14 protein-coding genes are annotated in these 18,282 nt (G+C 67.4%); 6 read left to right on the forward strand and 8 right to left on the reverse strand.

Features of this window, described 5'->3' with window-relative positions; genetic code table 11:
- The first annotated feature begins 1 nt into the window (after position 1).
- The 3 genes from KF887_10645 to cysE all read left to right on the forward strand — a co-directional run bounded on the left by KF887_10645 (position 2) and on the right by cysE (position 5,234).
- A complete protein-coding gene (locus KF887_10645; protein QYK43523.1) occupies positions 2 to 427 on the forward strand; it encodes a C40 family peptidase in 426 nt (141 codons plus the stop codon).
- Positions 427 to 4,317 (forward strand): glycoside hydrolase/phage tail family protein, encoded by a 3,891-nt coding sequence (locus tag KF887_10650; GenBank protein QYK39929.1) that lies wholly within the window; start codon positions 427 to 429, stop codon positions 4,315 to 4,317. The genes KF887_10645 and KF887_10650 overlap by 1 nt, the downstream gene beginning before the upstream one ends.
- Positions 4,318 to 4,415: 98 nt before the next feature.
- A complete protein-coding gene (gene cysE / locus KF887_10655; protein ID QYK39930.1) occupies positions 4,416 to 5,234 on the forward strand; it encodes a serine O-acetyltransferase in 819 nt (272 codons plus the stop codon).
- Positions 5,235 to 5,303: 69 nt separating this feature from the next.
- Here the strand turns inward: cysE and KF887_10660 are convergent, their stop codons facing one another.
- The 6 genes from KF887_10660 to KF887_10685 all read right to left on the reverse strand — a co-directional run bounded on the left by KF887_10660 (position 5,304) and on the right by KF887_10685 (position 11,717).
- Entirely contained in the window at positions 5,304 to 6,605 is a 1,302-nt protein-coding gene (locus tag KF887_10660) for a pyruvate dehydrogenase complex dihydrolipoamide acetyltransferase (GenBank protein QYK39931.1), read from the reverse strand.
- Positions 6,606 to 6,615: 10 nt separating this feature from the next.
- Positions 6,616 to 7,989 (reverse strand): pyruvate dehydrogenase complex E1 component subunit beta, encoded by a 1,374-nt coding sequence (locus KF887_10665; GenBank protein ID QYK39932.1) that lies wholly within the window; start codon positions 7,987 to 7,989, stop codon positions 6,616 to 6,618.
- 15 nt (positions 7,990 to 8,004) lie between these two features.
- Positions 8,005 to 8,994, reverse strand: coding sequence for a pyruvate dehydrogenase (acetyl-transferring) E1 component subunit alpha (gene pdhA / locus KF887_10670; protein QYK39933.1), 990 nt, complete (start codon positions 8,992 to 8,994; stop codon positions 8,005 to 8,007).
- Between the two features lie 124 nt (positions 8,995 to 9,118).
- A complete protein-coding gene (locus KF887_10675; protein ID QYK39934.1) occupies positions 9,119 to 9,421 on the reverse strand; it encodes a septum formation initiator family protein in 303 nt (100 codons plus the stop codon).
- 136 nt (positions 9,422 to 9,557) lie between these two features.
- Positions 9,558 to 10,451 (reverse strand): fructose bisphosphate aldolase, encoded by an 894-nt coding sequence (locus KF887_10680; GenBank protein QYK39935.1) that lies wholly within the window; start codon positions 10,449 to 10,451, stop codon positions 9,558 to 9,560.
- Positions 10,452 to 10,529: 78 nt separating this feature from the next.
- Complete coding sequence (locus KF887_10685; GenBank protein ID QYK39936.1) at positions 10,530 to 11,717, reverse strand: phosphoglycerate kinase; 1,188 nt, start codon at positions 11,715 to 11,717, stop codon at positions 10,530 to 10,532.
- Positions 11,718 to 11,866: 149 nt separating this feature from the next.
- Here KF887_10685 and KF887_10690 point away from each other — a divergent pair, with 149 nt between their 5' ends.
- Together KF887_10690 and KF887_10695 are read left to right on the forward strand one after the other, a co-directional pair.
- The gene (locus KF887_10690; GenBank protein QYK39937.1) at positions 11,867 to 12,376 is read left to right on the forward strand and encodes a peptidylprolyl isomerase; all 510 of its coding nucleotides are present in this window, start codon (positions 11,867 to 11,869) and stop codon (positions 12,374 to 12,376) included.
- Positions 12,366 to 12,935: a peptidylprolyl isomerase gene (locus KF887_10695; GenBank protein QYK39938.1), complete on the forward strand. Its 570-nt coding sequence runs from the start codon at positions 12,366 to 12,368 to the stop codon at positions 12,933 to 12,935. The genes KF887_10690 and KF887_10695 overlap by 11 nt, the downstream gene beginning before the upstream one ends.
- Before the next feature lie 38 nt (positions 12,936 to 12,973).
- Here the strand turns inward: KF887_10695 and KF887_10700 are convergent, their stop codons facing one another.
- Positions 12,974 to 14,224, reverse strand: a complete 1,251-nt coding sequence (locus KF887_10700; protein QYK39939.1) for a tyrosine--tRNA ligase — start codon at positions 14,222 to 14,224, stop codon at positions 12,974 to 12,976.
- Positions 14,225 to 14,283: 59 nt separating this feature from the next.
- On the opposite strand from KF887_10700, the gene KF887_10705 reads away from it, so the two are divergent.
- A complete protein-coding gene (locus KF887_10705) occupies positions 14,284 to 15,378 on the forward strand; it encodes an anhydro-N-acetylmuramic acid kinase (protein QYK39940.1) in 1,095 nt (364 codons plus the stop codon).
- A 48-nt stretch (positions 15,379 to 15,426) separates the two neighbouring features.
- Here KF887_10705 and acnA read toward each other — a convergent pair whose 3' ends face one another.
- Positions 15,427 to 18,114 (reverse strand): aconitate hydratase AcnA, encoded by a 2,688-nt coding sequence (gene acnA, locus KF887_10710; GenBank protein ID QYK39941.1) that lies wholly within the window; start codon positions 18,112 to 18,114, stop codon positions 15,427 to 15,429.
- Positions 18,115 to 18,282 lie beyond the last annotated feature (168 nt).

Below are 18,282 nucleotides of genomic sequence, written 5' to 3' on the forward strand. Positions count from 1 at the left end.
CCTGCTTCGGGATGCGGTGGTGGCCGAGGCCCGGGCCTGGGTCGGCACGCCCTATGTGCATCAGTCGAGCTGTCGGGGTGCCGGGGCGGATTGCCTGGGCCTGGTTCGGGGGATCTGGCGTGCGGTGCTGGGACCGGAGCCCGAAGCCATGCCCGCCTACACCCCGGACTGGGGTGAGGCGGGGGGGTGCGAACTGCTCATGGACGCGGCGAGCCGCTTCCTCGTGCCTGTCGTTGCCGCGGGGCCGGGCGATGTGATCCTGTTCCGGATGCGGGATGGGGCGGTCGCCAAGCATCTGGGTGTGCTGGTGGCGGAAGCGGCCTTTGTCCATGCCTATTCGGGGCATGGGGTTGTCGAGAGCCCGCTGTCGGGCCCTTGGGCGCGCCGGGTTGTGGCGCGGTTCCGGTTTCCTGAAGGGATGCGGTAATGGCGACGATCCTTCTGGGTGCGGCGGGGGCCGCGCTGGGCGCAGGCTTTGGCGGCACGGTGCTTGGTCTTTCCGGCGCGGTGATCGGACGGGCCGTCGGGGCGACCCTGGGTCGTGCGATCGACCAGCGGCTGATGGGTTCGGGGTCGGAGCCGGTGCAGGTGGGCCGGGTGGACCGGTTCCGCCTGATGGGCGCGTCGGAAGGCGCCGGACTGGGGCAGGTCTGGGGCCGCATGCGCGTGGCCGGCCAGGTCATCTGGGCGACCCAGTTCCGTGAGAGCGTGACGCGCGAGGGTGGCGGCAAGGGCGCTCCCCGGCCTCGGGTGGAGCGCTTCTCGTATTCGGTCAGCCTTGCCGTGGCGCTTTGCGAGGGTGTCATCGCCGGGGTGGGTCGCGTCTGGGCCGACGGCATGGAGGTAGATGCGGCCACACTTAACCTGCGCGTCTATCGCGGCGGCGAGGATCAGTTGCCCGACCCAAAGATCGCGGCGGTCGAAGGCACGACCGAGGCACCGGCCTACCGCGGCGTTGCCTATGTCGTGATCGAGGATCTGGAGCTTTCCGACTACGGCAATCGCGTGCCTCAGTTCTCGTTCGAGGTGATCCGGCCGGCACAGCCCGAGGGCGGTGCCGGCGTCCTGGCCGACGCGGTGAGGGCCGTGGCGCTGATGCCGGGCACGGGCGAGTACGCGCTGGCGACGAGCCGCGTGCATGTCGAGGATGCGCCGGGGGTGCGGCGGTCCCTGAACGTGCATGTGCCGGGCGGGCGGACCGACCTGTCGTTGTCGCTGGACCATCTGGAACGGGAACTGCCTGCGGTCGGGTCGGTCGGGCTGATCGTGTCGTGGTTCGGGGACGACCTTCGCTGCGGGTCATGCCGGGTGAAGCCCAAGGTCGAGCAGAGGGATCGGGACGGCACGCCGATGCCCTGGCGTGCGGGCGGGATCGGCCGGGACGCCGCGGTGGAGGTAGCGCGGGTGGACGGGCAGTCGATCTACGGCGGCACGCCCGCCGACGCCTCGGTCATCGAGGCGATACGGTCGATCCGGGGACGGGGCATGGAAGTGATGTTCTATCCGTTCATCCTGATGGAACAGCTTGCAGGCAACGGTCGCCCCGACCCCTGGTCGGACGCGCCCGACCAGCCGGTGCTGCCGTGGCGTGGCCGGATCACCACAGCGGTGGCCCCCGGGCGGGCGGGAACGACCGACAGGACATCAGCCGCGGCCGCCGAGGTGGCGGCGTTCTTCGGCGCGGTTCAACCGGGCGACTTCGCCGTATCGGGGGATACCGTCACCTATTCGGGCGATCCCCAGGACTGGGGATACCGGCGATTCCTGTTGCACTATGCCCATCTTTGCGCCGCCGCGGGTGGAGTGGATGCCTTTTGCGTGGGCTCCGAGATGCGCGGGCTGACGCAGGTGCGCGGCCCCGGCGACAGCTTTCCCGCAGTGGCCGCGTTCCGCGACCTTGTGGCCGAGGTACGGGCGATCCTGGGGCCGGAAGTCCGGATATCGTATGCCGCCGACTGGTCGGAATATTTCGGCTATCATGCGGATGGGAACATCTATTTCCATCTGGATCCGCTGTGGGCCGACCCCGATGTCGATTTCATCGGCATCGACAACTACATGCCGCTGTCGGACTGGCGCGACGGCGCTTCCCATGCCGATGCCGGTTTCGGGGCGATCCACAATCTCGACTATCTTCGCGCCAATGTGGCGGGGGGCGAGGGGTTCGACTGGTACTACGACAGCCCGGAGGGCGAGGCGGTGCAACGCCGCCTGCCGATCACCGACGGGGCACACGGCGAGCCCTGGGTGTTTCGCTACAAGGATCTGCGCGGCTGGTGGGAGAACCCACACCACGAACGGATCGGCGGTGAACGGCAGGAGCAGGCAACCGCCTGGGTTCCGGGATCGAAGCCGATCAGGTTCACCGAGTACGGCTGCGCCGCGATTGACCGCGGCACCAACGAGCCGAACCGGTTCCTTGACCCCAAGTCATCGGAATCCGCCCTGCCGCGGTACTCGAGCGGTCGCCGCGATGATTTCATGCAGATGCAGTACCTGCGCGCGGTGGCGGCGCATTGGGCGGATCCGGATGCCAACCCGGTATCGCCACTCTACGGCGGGCCAATGGTGGACATGGACCACGCCCATGCCTGGGCCTGGGATGCGCGGCCCTTTCCGGCGTTTCCGAACCGCACCGACATATGGTCGGATGGCGAGAACCACGCGCGGGGGCATTGGCTGACAGGTCGGGCGACGGGCCAGGCGCTTGCCGGGGTGGTGGACGAGATTTGCCGCCAATCCGGGGTTGAAGGCGCGGATGTGTCGCGGCTTTACGGGGCGGTGCGCGGCTATCTGGCAGAAGGCATCGGCACTGCCCGCGCGGCGTTGCAGCCCCTGATGATTGCCTACGGGTTCGAGGCGGTCGAGCGCGACGGTGAGTTGCGGTTCCGGATGCGCGGTGAAGGGGTGGCGGTGACGCTTGACCCGGAGCGCCTCGCGGTCACGGGTGACGCGGCGCAAGGTGTCGAGATGACCCGCGCCGCCGAGGCGGAGGTCGCGGGCAAGGTGCGGTTGGCCTATGTCGAGGCTGACGGCGATTTCGCGCCCCGCAGTGCCGAGGCGGTGTTTCCCGATGAGGTCGCGCGGGGCGTTGCGGAGAGCGAGCTGGCGCTGATGCTTACTGCCGCCGAGGCCCGGGCCACGGCAGAGCGCTGGCTGGCCGAGGCGCGCGTCGCGCGCGATGGCGCACGCTTTGCAATTCCGCCCTCGGCTGCCGATCTGGGTCCGGGTGATGTGGTTGATCTTGACGGTGTGCTCTACCGGCTTGACCGCGTGGGGCAGGGAGATGCCGCTCTGGTGGAGGCGGTCCGGGTGGAACCTTCGGTCTATGTGGCATCGGACACGGCCGAAGTGAGGGTGATCCCTCGCCCCTTTGCAGCTCCGGTTCCGGTGACGGCACAGTTTCTCGATCTGCCGCTGCTGAAGGGTGACGAGATGCCTCATGCCCCGCATCTGGCCGTTGCTGCGGACCCATGGCCCGGTGCGGTGGGGGTATGGAATGCTGTTGGCGGGGACGGATTTTCGCTGAACGGTCTGGTGGTCGCTCCGGCGGTCATCGGGACGACGGAAAGCCCACTGTGGCGTGCCGAACCGGCCCGCTGGGACCGTGGGGCGCCATTGCGGGTGCGGATGGGCCGGGTCGGGCTTTCCTCGGCCGACGAGGCCGCCGTGCTCAACGGGGCGAATGCGATCGCGATCGGGGACGGCAGCGCCGACCGCTGGGAGGTGTTCCAGTTCGCCCGTGCAGAGCTGGTGGCGCCGCTGACGTGGGACCTTTCGCTGCGGTTGCGCGGGCAGGCGGGCACCGATGCGCTGATGCCCGACGTCTGGCCGACTGGCAGCCGGGTCGTTCTGCTGGACGGGGCGCCGTCACAGGTTGATCTGCCGCTGTCGGCCCGGGGCCTCGCGCGCACATGGCGCATCGGTGCCTCGGCGCGCGGCTTCGACGATCCCGACGTGGTCGAACAGATCCTCGCCTTCGATGGCATCGGGCTGCGGCCCTATGCGCCGGTGCATCTGCGGGCCGGGTGGTCGGGCGATGATCTTGCTGTCGGATGGGTGCGGCGCACGCGGATCGACGGCGACAACTGGGCGTCGACGGAGGTTCCGCTGGGTGAGGAGCGCGAGGCCTATGTGGTTCGGGTCGTGGCGGACGAGGCGGTCCGGAGACAGGTGGAGGTGACGGCGCGCACCTGGGTCTATACCGCGGCCGATCGCGCCGCGGATGGCGTGGCGGGCATGTTCCGGGTGGAGGTGGCACAGATGTCGGACCGGTTCGGGCCCGGGCCGTTCCGTGCGGTCGCAGCATCCGTCTGACGGCCATCACCATCGCGCATGATCGCGATCACGTCCGGGCATTGGACGGCGCGCGCGTGACGTTATATGCTGCGGCATCCCGAGGAAGGAGAACGGCCATGGCCGAGATGATCCGCGCGCTTTCCACTGTCGATCCGGTCTGGTCGCGGGTCTGCGATGAGGCAAGGGCCGCCGTTCTGGCCGAACCGCTGCTGGGCGGTCTGATCCATTCGGGTTTGCTGCATCACGCGACGTTCGAGCGCGCGCTGGCCTACCGCTTTTCGCTCAAGCTCGCATCGGGCGAGATGAGCGAACAGATCCTGCGTGAGATCGCGGACGAGGCCTATGCCAGCGATCCCGAGATCGGGACTGCGGCGCGGGCGGATCTGATGGCGGTCTATGACCGTGACCCCGCCTGCCATCGGTATCTTCAGCCGATCCTGTTCTTCAAGGGCTATCAGGCGGTGCAGGCCTATCGGGTCGGGCACTGGCTGTGGCGCGAGGGACGGATCGACATGGCCTATTTCGTTCAGATGCGGGTCAGCGAGGTGTTCGGCGTCGACATCCATCCGGCGGCAAGGATCGGGCGGGGGATCATGATCGACCATGCCCATTCCATTGTGATCGGCGAGACGGCCGTGGTGGGCGACAACGTGTCGATGCTGCACTCCGTGACGCTGGGCGGGACCGGCAAGGAGGATGGCGACCGGCATCCGAAGATCGGCAACGGTGTGCTGATCGGGGCCGGGGCGAAGGTGCTGGGCAACATTCACGTCGGCCACTGCTCGCGCATCGCGGCGGGTTCGGTGGTTCTGCACGATATCCCGCCGATGAAGACAGTGGCGGGCGTGCCGGCACGGATCGTCGGCGAGGCGGGCTGTTCGCAGCCCTCGGTGGCCATGGATCACAAGCTGACCGGTTGCGTGGATTGCGACTGAACGTCACGCATCGCATGAAGATCGCCCCGGAATCCGATGATTCCGGGGCGTTATTCTGAACTCCGAGGCTCAGGCCAGCATGGCCAGCGGGTTTTCGAGATTGTCGATCAGGGCCTTGAGGAACTCGGCCCCAAGTGCGCCGTCGATCACCCGGTGATCGACGCTGAGCGTCATCGACATCATGGTGGCCACCACGATCTCTCCTGCCTTGTTGACGACAGGCTTCTTGACGCCCGCACCCACGGCAAGGATCGAGCCGTGTGGCGGGTTGATGACTGCGTCGAAGTTCTCGATCCCCATCATCCCGAGGTTCGAGATAGCGAAGCTGCCGCCCTGATACTCTTGCGGTGCGAGTTTCCGTGCCTTGGCGCGCGTGGCAAGATCCTTCATCTCTGCCGACAGCGCAGTGATCGACTTCGTGTGGGCGTCGCGAAGGACGGGGGTGAAGAGCCCGCCGGGGATCGCGACGGCCACCGCCACATCCGATGCCTTCATCTTCAGAATCCGATCGCCCGCCCAGACCGCGTTGCAGTCGGGGACTGCCTGGAGCGCGAGCGCCGCGGCCTTGATGATGAAGTCATTCACGGAAAGCTTGACGTTCCGGGCGGCGAGTTGGCCGTTCAGCGTCTCGCGGAAGGCCATCAGCGTGTCGAGTTGCACATCGCGCCGAAGGTAGAAGTGCGGGATCGTCTGCTTGGCCTCTGTAAGGCGTGCCGCAATGGTCTTGCGCATGCCATCCAGCGGGACCTCTTCATAGGTCCGGTCTGCGAACATCTTCCTGACGGTATCCGCGGTCATGCCCTGGGGCGCTGCCGCAACGGTCGCAACGGTTGCGGGCGCCGTGGCCGTGGGGGCAGGGGCCACTGTGGCGGCGGGTGTGGCCGCTGCGCCTTCGACATCCGCCTTCACGATTCGGCCGTGGGGGCCCGATCCCTTGATGCGGGTCAGGTCCACCCCTCTTTCCGCGGCGATCCGGCGCGCGAGCGGCGAGGCGAAGACACGGGCCCCTCCGGAGGTGACCGGTGCCGGCGTGGCGGCGGCGGTCGCAGGGGCGGCCTTGGCGGCCGGCTCGGCCGCAGCAGGTGCCTCGGCGGCCTTGGGGGAGGCGGGTGCCGCATCGGCGCTTTCGCCTTCCTCGACCAGCACCGCGATCGGCGTGTTGACCTTCACGCCCGCCGTACCCTCGGCCACGAGGATCTTGCCGATGATCCCTTCATCGACCGCCTCGAATTCCATCGTCGCCTTGTCGGTCTCGATCTCGGCCATGATCTGGCCGGACTTCACCGTGTCGCCCTCCTTCACCAGCCATTTCGCCAGCGTGCCCTCTTCCATCGTGGGGGAAAGGGCGGGCATCAGGATTTGCGTGGCCATGGTGCCCTCCTCAGCGGTAGCAGACGGATTTCACGGCCTCGATCACCTCGGCGGTGGTGATCAGGGCGTGCTTTTCCAGGTTTGCGGCATAGGGCATCGGCACATCCTTGCCGGTGCAGTTGATCACCGGGGCGTCGAGGTAGTCGAACGCCCGCGTCATGATCACCGAGGACAGGTGGTTGCCGATGGCCCCCACCGGGAACCCTTCTTCCACCGTCACGCAGCGGTTGGTCTTCTGAACCGATGCGATCACGGTGTCGTAGTCGATCGGGCGCAGGGTGCGCAGGTCGATCACCTCGGCGCTGATCCCCTCGGCGGCGAGCTTGTCGGCGGCTTCGAGGGCATAGGTCATGCCGATCCCGAAACTGACGATGGTGACGTCGCTGCCTTCGCGCCAGATGCGGGCCTTGCCAAACGGAATGGTGAAGTCGGGCAGATCGGGAACCTCGAAGCTGCGCCCGTAGAGGATTTCATTCTCCAGGAAGATGACCGGGTTCGGATCGCGGATTGCGGATTTCATCAGACCCTTCGCATCCGATGCCGAATAGGGCATCACGACCTGCAGGCCCGGGATCATCGCATACCAGGCGGCGTAGTCCTGGCTGTGCTGGGCGCCCACGCGCGCGGCCGCGCCGTTCGGACCACGGAACACCATCGGGCTGCCCATCTGGCCCCCCGACATGTAGAGCGTCTTGGCCGCCGAGTTGATGATGTGGTCGATGGCCTGCATCGCGAAGTTGAAGGTCATGAACTCGACGATCGGTTTGAGGCCGCCCCACGAGGCGCCGACGCCGATCCCTGCAAAGCCGATTTCGGTGATCGGGGTGTCGACCACGCGTTTCGGCCCGAATTCATCGAGCAGCCCCTGGCTGATCTTGTAGGCGCCCTGGTACTCGCCCACCTCCTCGCCCATCAGGAATACCGTGGGGTCGCGGCGCATTTCCTCGGCCATCGCCTCGCGCAGGGCCTCGCGGACCGTCATGGTCTTCATCGGCGTGCCCTCTGGCCAGTCGGGGCTGGCCTTCGACACGACGGCCGCCGGCGTGGCGGCGGCGGCCGCAGGGGCGGCCCTGGCGGCCGGCTCGGCCGCAGCAGGCGCCTCGGCGGCCTTGGGGGAGGCGGGTGCCGCATGGGCGCTTTCGCCTTCCTCGACCAGCACCGCGATCGGCGTGTTGACCTTCACGCCCGCCGTACCCTCGGCCACGAGGATCTTGCCGATGATCCCTTCATCGACCGCCTCGAATTCCATCGTCGCCTTGTCGGTCTCGATCTCGGCCATGATCTGGCCGGACTTCACCGTGTCGCCCTCCTTCACCAGCCATTTCGCCAGCGTGCCCTCTTCCATCGTGGGGGAAAGGGCGGGCATCAGAACCTGCGTTGCCATGTCTCTTCCTCCCGATCAGGCCAGAATGTCCGTCCACAGCTCCGAAAGCGGCGGTTCGGGGCTGTCCTTTGAAAACTCGGCGGCCTCGTTCACGATGGCCTTGATTTCCTTGTCGATCGCCTTCAGGTCATCATCGCTGGCCAGCCCGCCCGTCACCAGAAGGTCGCGGACATGCTCGATGGCGTCCTTTTCCGAGCGCATCTTCTCGACCTCTTCGCGCGTCCGGTACTTCGCCGGGTCCGACATCGAATGCCCGCGGTAGCGGTAGGTCATCATTTCCAGGATGTAGGGCCCGTCACCGGCGCGGCAGGCTGCCACGGCCTTCTCTCCCGCGGCCTTCACGGCAAGCACGTCCATGCCGTCCACCTGTTCGCCCTTGATGCCATAGGCGGTTCCGCGCCCGAACAGCGTGGTGGACTTGGTCGAGCGCTTCACGCTCGTGCCCATGGCATAGCCGTTGTTCTCGATCACGAAGATCACCGGCAGATTCCACAGTTCCGCCATGTTGTAGGTCTCGTAGACCTGGCCCTGGTTGGCGGCGCCGTCACCGAAGTAGGTGAAGGTGACATTGTCGTTGCCAAGGTACTTGTCGGCGAATGCCAGCCCCGCCCCCAGCGGCACCTGCGCGCCCACGATCCCGTGGCCGCCATAGAAATGGCGTTCCTTCGAGAACATGTGCATGCTGCCGCCCTTGCCCTTGGAATAGCCGCCGATCCGTCCGGTCAGTTCGGCCATGACGCCCTTCGGGTCCATCCCGCAGGCCAGCATGTGCCCGTGATCGCGGTAGGAGGTGATGCGCTTGTCACCTTCCTTTGCCGCAGCCTCGAGCCCCACCACGACCGCTTCCTGCCCGATGTAGAGATGGCAGAACCCGCCGATCAGACCCATTCCATAAAGCTGCCCGGCCTTTTCCTCGAACCGGCGGATCAGCAGCATCTCGCGATAGTATTTCAGCAGTTCGTCGCGGGACACGTTGGGTTTTTCGGCGGCTTTGCGTGCGGCCATGGGCGAATCCTCCGGGCGAAGGGCGATTGTTCAACGTTAAACAATCGCACTCGCATCGGAAAAACAAGGGGCAAACGACCGTAAGGGCCGCGTCGCGGCCTGTCGGACGGGTCATGGGCAGGGTTCAGCGGATGACGATTTCGTCGGCGCGCATGTAGCCCAGCACGTCGCGCGCGCGTTCATCCAGAAGGTCGATGTCGAGGAATTCGTCGGACAGGCGCCGCGTCAGGTTTTCCAGCGTGGCGAGTTCGGTCGCAAGCGCGTCACGCTTGGCCGTCAGGTCGCGGCTGTCCGCCGCAATCTGGATCTGGCGGAACACGCCATATTCGCCCTGAACCGCCGCAAAGGTGAAGTAGGCCCCCACCGTCAGGGCCGCGACAGCAAGGGCCAGCGAGGCCAGACTGCGGGCGCTGCTTTCGTTGCTCATTCCATCCTGCCTGTCCGGGTCGTGGCGCCCGGTTCCGTCTGCGTCGCGGGTTGTGGTTCCGCGACGCAGATCATGGCATGGAACGAGGGCGTTGTGAATCCCGAAACCGCACCCGAAGCAAGGGCTTGTGCGACGGTCAGCCGGCCACCGACGCGGCGTGGATCGAACCGATGGCCGCGCCGAGGGCCGCATCGAATTCGCTGTCGGACTGCTGGGCCGACAGTCCCTCGGTCAGGGCGCGGCTGAAGCTGGCGATCACGCCGCGGTTCTGCGCGAGGATCGCGTTGGCCTGATCGCGCGAATACCCGCCCGACAGCGCCACCACCTTCAGCACCTTCGGATGATCGACAAGCGGGGCGTAGAAATTCGGCGCGGTCGGCAGGGTGAGCTTCAGCATCACCTGCTGACCTTCGGGCAGCGCGTCGAGCGCCGTCAGGATCTCGGACCGCAGGATCGCCTCTGCCTCGGCCTTGTCGGCGATCGAGATCGTCACCTCGGGTTCGATGATCGGCATCAGGCCATGCGCGATCACCTGTGCGCCGAGGGCGAACTGCTGCGCCACGATCGCGGCGATCCCGACCGGGTTGGCGGCGTTGATGACCGAGCGTTCCTTGGTGCCGAAGATGCCCGCCCGGGCCGCCCGCGCCAGCAGATCGTCAAGGCCCGGGATCGGCTTCATCAGCTGCACCCCGTCGGCCTCTGCCTCGAGCCCCTTGTCGATCTTGAGGAACGGAACGACACGCCGCTTGTCCCACAGGTAGGCCGCGGTCGGAATGCCGTCGATGGTGCGATCCATCGTCTGTTCGAACAGGATGGCACCCACCACCTTGTCGCCGGTGAAGGCCGGCGAGGTGATGATGCGGGCGCGCATCGCGTGGATCAGGTCGAACATCTCGGCGTCCGACGACCACGCGCTTTCGGCAAGGCCGTACTGCCGCAACGCCTTGGGCGTCGAGCCGCCCGATTGGTCGAGCGCCGCGATGAAGCCCTGTCCGGCCCGCACACGTTCCGTCATCTGCGCTGTGGTCATGGACGATATCCCCTGCTGATCATGCTGCGCCCGCATTAGCGGGCGCGCGCGCACGCGTCCATGACGTTAGCGCCAACGTCAGCCCAATGCCGCAACGCCGGGCAGCACCTTGCCTTCCATCCATTCCAGAAAGGCACCTCCGGCCGTCGAGATGAAGGTGAAGTCATCCGCCGCACCCGCCTGGTTCAGCGCTGCAACGGTGTCGCCGCCACCGGCAACCGACACGAGTCGCCCCGCCCGGGTCAGCCGCGCGACCTCGGCGGCGGCGGCATTCGTGGCGGCGTCGAAGGGGGTGATCTCGAATGCGCCGAGAGGGCCGTTCCAGATCAGCGTCCTTGCCTGCCCGAACACGTCGGACAGCCGCGCCACCGTGGCCGGGCCTGCATCCAGGATCATCGCGTCCGGCGGACAGGCGCTGACGGGAACGGTTTCGCTGGCCGCACCGGCGCGGAACTCGCGCGCTACCACCACATCGACCGGCAGGTGGATGGTGCAACCGGCGGCTGCCGCCTTTTCGACGATCTCGCGCGCGGTCGCGGCCATGTCGCGTTCGGCAAGGCTCTTGCCCACCTCGATCCCCTGGGCCACGAGGAAGGTGTTGGCCATGCCGCCGCCGATCACCAGATGGTCGACCCTGGTCACGAGGTTGCCCAGCAGGTCGAGTTTGGTCGAGACCTTGGCTCCGCCGACGACCGCGACCACCGGACGCGCCGGATTGCCGAGCGCCGCGTCGAGTGCCCGCAGTTCGGCCTCCATCAGTCGGCCCGCCGCGGCGGGCAGCAGATGTGCCAGCCCCTCGGTCGAGGCATGGGCGCGATGCGCGGCCGAGAACGCATCATTCACGAAGACATGCCCCAGTTCCGCCATCGCGGCGGCAAGGGCGGGGTCGTTCTTTTCCTCGCCGGGGTGGAAGCGGGTGTTTTCCAGCAGCACCACGTCACCGGGGCCGGCGGCTGCGATGGCGGCGGTCGCGGCGGCGCCGACGCAATCCGCCCCGAACACCACGCGGCGGCCCAGCGACGCCTCGACCGCGCCTGCCACATGCGACAGGCTCATCGCGGGCACGACCTTGCCCTTGGGCCGGTCGAAATGCGCCAGCAGCACGGGTTTTCCGCCCCTGGCCAGAATGTCGGCCACGGTCGGCCCGATCTTGTCTATCCGTGTGGTGTCGGTCACGCGGCCGTCTTCCATGGGCACGTTGATGTCCACCCGCGTCAGCACGGTCTTGCCTGTCAGGTCGATGTCGTCGAGCGTCTTCCAGGCCATGCGTCCCTCCCTTGGCAGCGTGCCGCCTTTGCAACCGATCCGCAGGCCTGCGTCAATCGCCCGCTTGTCGCAGCGCGTTCACGCAGGTTTGCCCTTTTCGCCGACAACGGCCCCGCATAGGGTGCGCGCCAAACCGAAAGGAGACCCGCATGGCCGAGATCAAGGACCCCGAGAACACCATCCTGATGGAGCTTTCCCACGGCACCGTCGTGATCGAGCTTCTGCCCGATGTCGCGCCGCTGCATTCCGCCCGGATGAAGGACCTTGCACGCGCGGGCGCCTATGACGGCGTCGTGTTCCACCGGGTGATCGAGGGGTTCATGGCCCAGTCCGGCGATGTCGAGCATGGCAATACGACCAAGGACTACAACCCCCGCCGCGCCGGGACGGGCGGGTCGGACATGCCCGACCTTCCGGCCGAGTTCTCGCGGCTGCCGCATGACCGGGGCACGCTCGGGGCCGCGCGGTCGTCGAACCCCAACAGCGCGAACAGCCAGTTCTTCATCAACTTCAGCGACAACCATTTCCTGAACGGTCAGTACACCGTCTATGGCCGCGTTCTGTCGGGCATGGAACATGTCGACCGGATCACGCGCGGCGAACCGCCCGCGAAGCCCGATCACATGATCAGCGTCAAGGTGGCCGCAGATGTGGCGTGAGGCGCTGATCCTGTCGCTGCTGGCCGCACCTGCCCTGGCGCAGGATGCCGCCGATGGCCCCGGGCCGAACCTGGTGATCGAGATCGCCGGGCAGGCCAACGGCACCGTGGTGATCGACCTGCTGCCGGACGTGGCGCCGAAGCATGTGGCCCAGATCGTGACGCTGGCCGAACGCGGCGCCTATGACGGCGTGATCTTTCACCGCGTGATCGAGGGCTTCATGGCCCAGACCGGCGACGTTCAGTTCGGCCGCGCCGGCGGTGATCTGGGCCGGGCCGGCATGGGCGGTTCGGACCTGCCCGACATTCCGGCCGAATTCTCTCAGGTCAGTTTTGACCGCGGGATCGTCGGCATGGCGCGGGCGCAGGACCCGAACAGTGCCAATTCGCAATTCTTCATCATGTTCGAACCGGGTTCGTTCCTGGACGGCCAGTACACGGTCGTTGGCCGGGTCATCGACGGGATGAGGATCGTCGATGCGATCAAGCGCGGACGTGGCCAGTCGGGCGCCGTGGCTGACCCCGCGGACATGATGGTGAAGGTCACCGTCGCGAAATGAACCGGACAGGGCAGGGCGCGCCGCGCCTGCCCTGATCCTCAGCCCAGGACGACCCTGGCGTGACGCTTGCGCCCGGCGGTCAGCTTCACCGGCTCGGACAGCATGCCGGCCCCGACCAGCATGGCTGAATCCAGCACCGGCTCGTCGTTCAGCCGCGCCCCGCCCTCGGCGATCAGGCGCTTGGCGTCCTTGCCCGATTTCGCCAGACCGGTGCGCACGAACAGTTGCGCGACGGTCACGCCGTCGCCCACCTCGTCGGCGCCCAGCGTCAGGGTCGGCAGGTCGTCGCCGATCCCGCCTTTCTCGAACACCGCGCGGGCGGTCATCTCGGCCGCCTCGGCCGCATCGGCGCCGTGCAGCAGCGTGGTCGCCTGGTTCGCCAGGATCACCTTGGCCGCATTGATCTCGGACCCGCCAAGGCCGCCCAGACGGTCGCATTCCTCGACCGGCAGTTCGGTGAAGATCTTCAGGAACCGCCCCACGTCGGCATCGGTGGTGTTGCGCCAGAACTGCCAGAATTCATAGGGGCTCAGCATGTCGGCAGACAGCCAGACGGCGCCCGACGCCGACTTGCCCATCTTGCGCCCGTCGCTGGTGGTCAGCAGCGGCGTGGTCAGGCCCCAGATCTCGGCATCCAGCACCCGGCGGGTCAGGTCGATGCCGTTGACGATATTGCCCCACTGGTCCGATCCGCCCATCTGCAACCGGCAGCCGTATCGGCGGTAGAGTTCCAGAAAGTCGTAGGCCTGCAGGATCATGTAGTTGAATTCGAGGAACGACAGCGACTGTTCGCGGTCCAGCCGGGACTTGACGCTTTCGAACGAAAGCATCCGGTTGACGCTGAAATGCCGCCCGATGTCGCGCAGGAAATCGAGGTAGTTCAGGCTGTCCAGCCATTCGGCGTTGTTCAGCATGATGGCATCGGTCGCGCCGGTGCCATAGTCGAGGTAGCGGCCAAAGACGCGCTGCATGCCCGCGATGTTCGCGTCGATCTGCGCGGCCGACAGCAGCGGGCGTTCGTCCGCGCGAAAGCTCGGGTCGCCCACCTTGGTGGTGCCGCCGCCCATCAGCGTGATCGGCTTGTGCCCGCAGCGCTGCAGCCAGCGCAGCACCATGATGTTCATCAGGTGGCCGACATGCAGGCTGGCCGCCGTGGCATCATAGCCGATGTAGGCCGGCACCACCCCCTTGACCATGGCATCGTCCAGCCCCTGATAATCGGTGCAGTCGGCAAGGAAGCCGCGCTCGATCATCACGCGCAGGAAGTCGGATTTGGGATGGTAGGTCATGGCTGGCGCCCCCATGGTGTCGGCGGCGGTATAGCGGCGCGGGCAGGGAAGGAAAAGCCATGCTGAAGGGTGGCGCGGTCTGGGCGCTCGGGGCGATGTCGGGCACATCCATGGACGGGGTGGACGCCGCGATGGTGCTGACCGACGGGCATCGGGTGCTGGAGTTCGGACCATCCGCCTACCGTCCGTATTCCGAGGCCGAGCGTGCCATCCTGCGTGCGGCGCAGGGCCTGTGGCCGGGCGATCCCGGGGTCGACCTTGCCGCCGAGGTGGTGGAATCCGCCCATGCCGAGGTGCTGGCCCGGTTCTCGGGGGTCGAGATCGTGGGGTTCCATGGCCAGACGCTGGCCCATGATCCGCGCGGGCGCGGCACGCACCAGGCGGGCGATGGCGGGCTGCTGGCCCGCACGCTGGGGGTGCCGGTGGTCTGGGACTTCCGCAGCGCCGACGTGCGGCTGGGCGGGCAGGGGGCGCCGCTGGCGCCCTTCTATCATTTTGCCCTGGCCCGCCATGTCGGTGCGGCGATGCCTGTCGCCTTCCTGAACCTCGGGGGGGTCGGGAATGTCACCTGGGTCGACCCGCGCCATGGCGGACCCGAGGCGCCCGGTGCCTGCCTGGCCTTCGACACGGGGCCTGCGAACGCGCCGATTGACGACCTGATGCGCGCCCGGCGCGGCATCGCGCAGGACGAGGGTGGCGATCTCGCGCAGTCCGGCCGCGTCGATGCCGCGATCGTCGAAGGGTTCCTCGACCATCCGTTCTTCCTGCGGATGCCGCCGAAATCGCTGGATCGCAACGCCTTTCCCGCGCTTCTGCAGGCCGTGGGCGGGCTGTCCGACGCCGATGCGGCGGCCACGCTGGCCGCCTGTGCCGCGGCGGCCGTGGCCCGGGGCACCGAACATTTCCCGACGCCGGTGTCGCGGCTCCTCGTGGCGGGGGGCGGTCGTCGCAACGCGGCGCTGATGGCGGCCCTGGCCGCACGATTGCCGGTCGATGTCGCGCCGGTCGAGGCGGTCGGCCTCGACGGCGACATGCTCGAGGCGCAGGCCTTCGCCTTTCTCGCGGTGCGGGTGGCCATGGGGCTGCCGACCTCGGGTCCGGGCACCACGGGCGTAGGGGCGGCCGTGGGCGGCGGAACGGTCAGTCAGCCCTGATAAGGCACGCCCCCCGGCCCGACGGCCGGGGGGCGCAGCGGTCGCGGTTCAGGCGGCGGCGAGGTTGCGCAGCACGTAGTGCAGCACGCCGCCGTGGCGGACATAGTCGATCTCGATCTCGGTATCGATCCGGCACTTCAGCGTGATCACGGTCTCCGACCCGTCCGCGCGCCGGATCGTGCAGGGCACCAGAGACAGGGGCTTCAGGTCGCCCGCCAGCCCGGTGATCGACACCTGTTCGTCACCGGTCAGACCCAGCGACTTGCGGTTCTGGCCATCGGTGAACTCGAACGGGATCACCCCCATGCCCACCAGGTTCGACCGGTGGATGCGCTCGAACGACTCGGCGATCACGGCCTTGACGCCCAGCAGTGCCGTGCCCTTGGCCGCCCAGTCGCGGCTGGACCCCGCGCCGTATTCGATGCCGCCGAAGATCACCAGCGGCACGCCGCGATCCTGCCATTCCATCGCGGCATCGAAGATCGAGGTCTGCGCGCCGTCCGGCCCCTTGGTATAGCCGCCTTCCACGCCATCCAGCATCTCGTTCTTGATGCGGATGTTCGCGAAGGTGCCGCGCATCATCACCTCGTGGTTGCCGCGCCGCGCCCCGTAGCTGTTGAAGTCGCGCACGGGCACCTGGCGATCGGTCAGATACCGGCCGGCGGGCGTCTTGTCCTTGAACGAACCGGCGGGGCTGATGTGGTCGGTGGTGATCATGTCGCCCAGCAACGCCAGGATGCGGGCGCCCGAGATGTCGGTGATGATTCCGGGTTCGCGCGCCATCCCCTGGAAGTAGGGCGGATTCTGGATATAGGTCGAGGTCGAGGGCCAGTCATAGGTCTCGCGCTCGGTCACCTTCACGCCCTGCCACTTCTCGTCGCCCTTGAAGACATCGGCGTATTTCGTCTGGAATGCCTCGCGCGTCACCACCGCATCGACGATGTCCGCGATTTCGCGGTTGGTGGGCCAGATATCCTTCAGGTACACGGGTTTGCCCTCGGGCGTGTGGCCCAGCGGCTCGGTCGTCAGGTCGATGTTCATGTCACCGGCAAGCGCATAGGCCACCACCAGCGGCGGCGAGGCCAGGTAGTTCGCGCGCACGTCCGGGCTGATGCGGCCCTCGAAGTTGCGGTTGCCCGACAGAACGGCGGTGGCGACCAGGTCGCCCTCGGCGATGGCCTTCGAGATTTCCGGCGCCAGCGGGCCCGAGTTGCCGATGCAGGTGGTGCAGCCATAGCCCACCAGGTTGAAGCCCACGGCGTCCAGATCATCCTGCAGCCCCGCGGCGTTCAGGTATTCCGACACCACCTGCGACCCCGGCGCCAGCGAGGTCTTGACCCAGGGCTTGCGGTTCAGCCCCAGGGCGCGCGCCTTGCGCGCCACAAGGCCCGCGCCGATCAGCACATAGGGGTTCGACGTGTTGGTGCAGGAGGTGATCGAGGCGATCACCACCTTGCCCGACGACATGGTCCAGTCCTGCCCCTCGACCGCGACTTCCTTGCCCTGCGGACGCTTGAACGAGCTTTCCATCTCGCGCGCGAAACCGGCCTTGGCGTCGGTCAGCGGCAGCCAGTCCTGCGGCCGCTTGGGGCCCGAGATCGCGGGCACGATGGTGCCCATGTCAAGCTCCAGCGTGCTGGTGTAGATCGGCGCATAGTCCGCGCCGCGCCACATGCCGTTGGCCTTGGCATAGGCTTCCACCAGGGCGATGCGCGCCTCGTCGCGGCCGGTCTGGCGCAGGTAGCGCAGCGTCTCGCCGTCGATGGGGAAGAAGCCGCAGGTGGCGCCGTATTCGGGCGCCATGTTGGCGATGGTCGCACGGTCGGCCAGCGGCAGGTGATCCAGCCCGTCGCCCCAGAACTCGACGAACTTGTTGACCACGCCGTGCTTGCGCAGCATCTGCACGACCTTCAGCACCAGGTCGGTCGCGGTGGTGCCCTCGCGCATCGCGCCGGTCAGCTTGAAGCCCACGACCTCGGGGATCAGCATCGACACGGGCTGTCCCAGCATCGCCGCCTCGGCCTCGATGCCACCCACACCCCAGCCCAGCACCGCCAGGCCGTTGACCATCGTGGTGTGGCTGTCGGTGCCGACCAGCGTGTCGGGATAGGCGACCTGCGCGCCGGTCTGGTCCTTGTCGGTCCAGACGGTCTGGGCCAGGTATTCCAGGTTGACCTGATGGCAGATGCCGGTGCCGGGGGGCACCACGCGGAAGTTGTCGAACGCCCGCTGGCCCCATTTCAGGAAGGTGTAGCGCTCCATGTTCCGCTCGTATTCGCGGTCCACGTTCAGCTGGAAGGCGCGGGGGTGCCCGAACTCGTCGATCATCACCGAATGGTCGATCACCAGATCGACAGGGTTCAGCGGGTTGATCTGCTGGGCGTCGCCACCAAGGCCGATGATCCCGTCGCGCATCGCGGCCAGGTCGACCACGGCCGGAACGCCGGTGAAGTCCTGCATCAGCACCCGGGCCGGGCGATAGGCGATCTCGCGCGGGTTCTTGCCGCCCGCCGCACCCCATTCGGCAAAGGCCCGGATGTCATCGACGGTGACGGTCTTGCCGTCCTCGAAGCGCAGCATGTTCTCCAGCACCACCTTCAGGCTGGCGGGCAGCCGGGCGAAATCGCCCGCGCCCGCCTCGGTGGCGGCGGAAATCGAGTAGTAGGCGACGCTGGCGCCGCCTGCGGAAAGGTTGCGGCGGGTCTTCAGGCTGTCGTGTCCGACGATGACGGTCATGCGGGCCTCCTGGCTGGGCGGGCTCTGGTTTTGCTGGCTTCGGGGTGGTCCGACGCTGCGCCGTGGCGCGGTTCGAACCGGAGTCGGGGTATTTGTATACGATGGTATGCCAAAATTCCAGACCCTTTACCACAGACCATGGCCCACGGGACACGCCCGTGTCACGCT

The organism is Paracoccaceae bacterium, assembly GCA_019454225.1.
Classification (GTDB): domain Bacteria; phylum Pseudomonadota; class Alphaproteobacteria; order Rhodobacterales; family Rhodobacteraceae.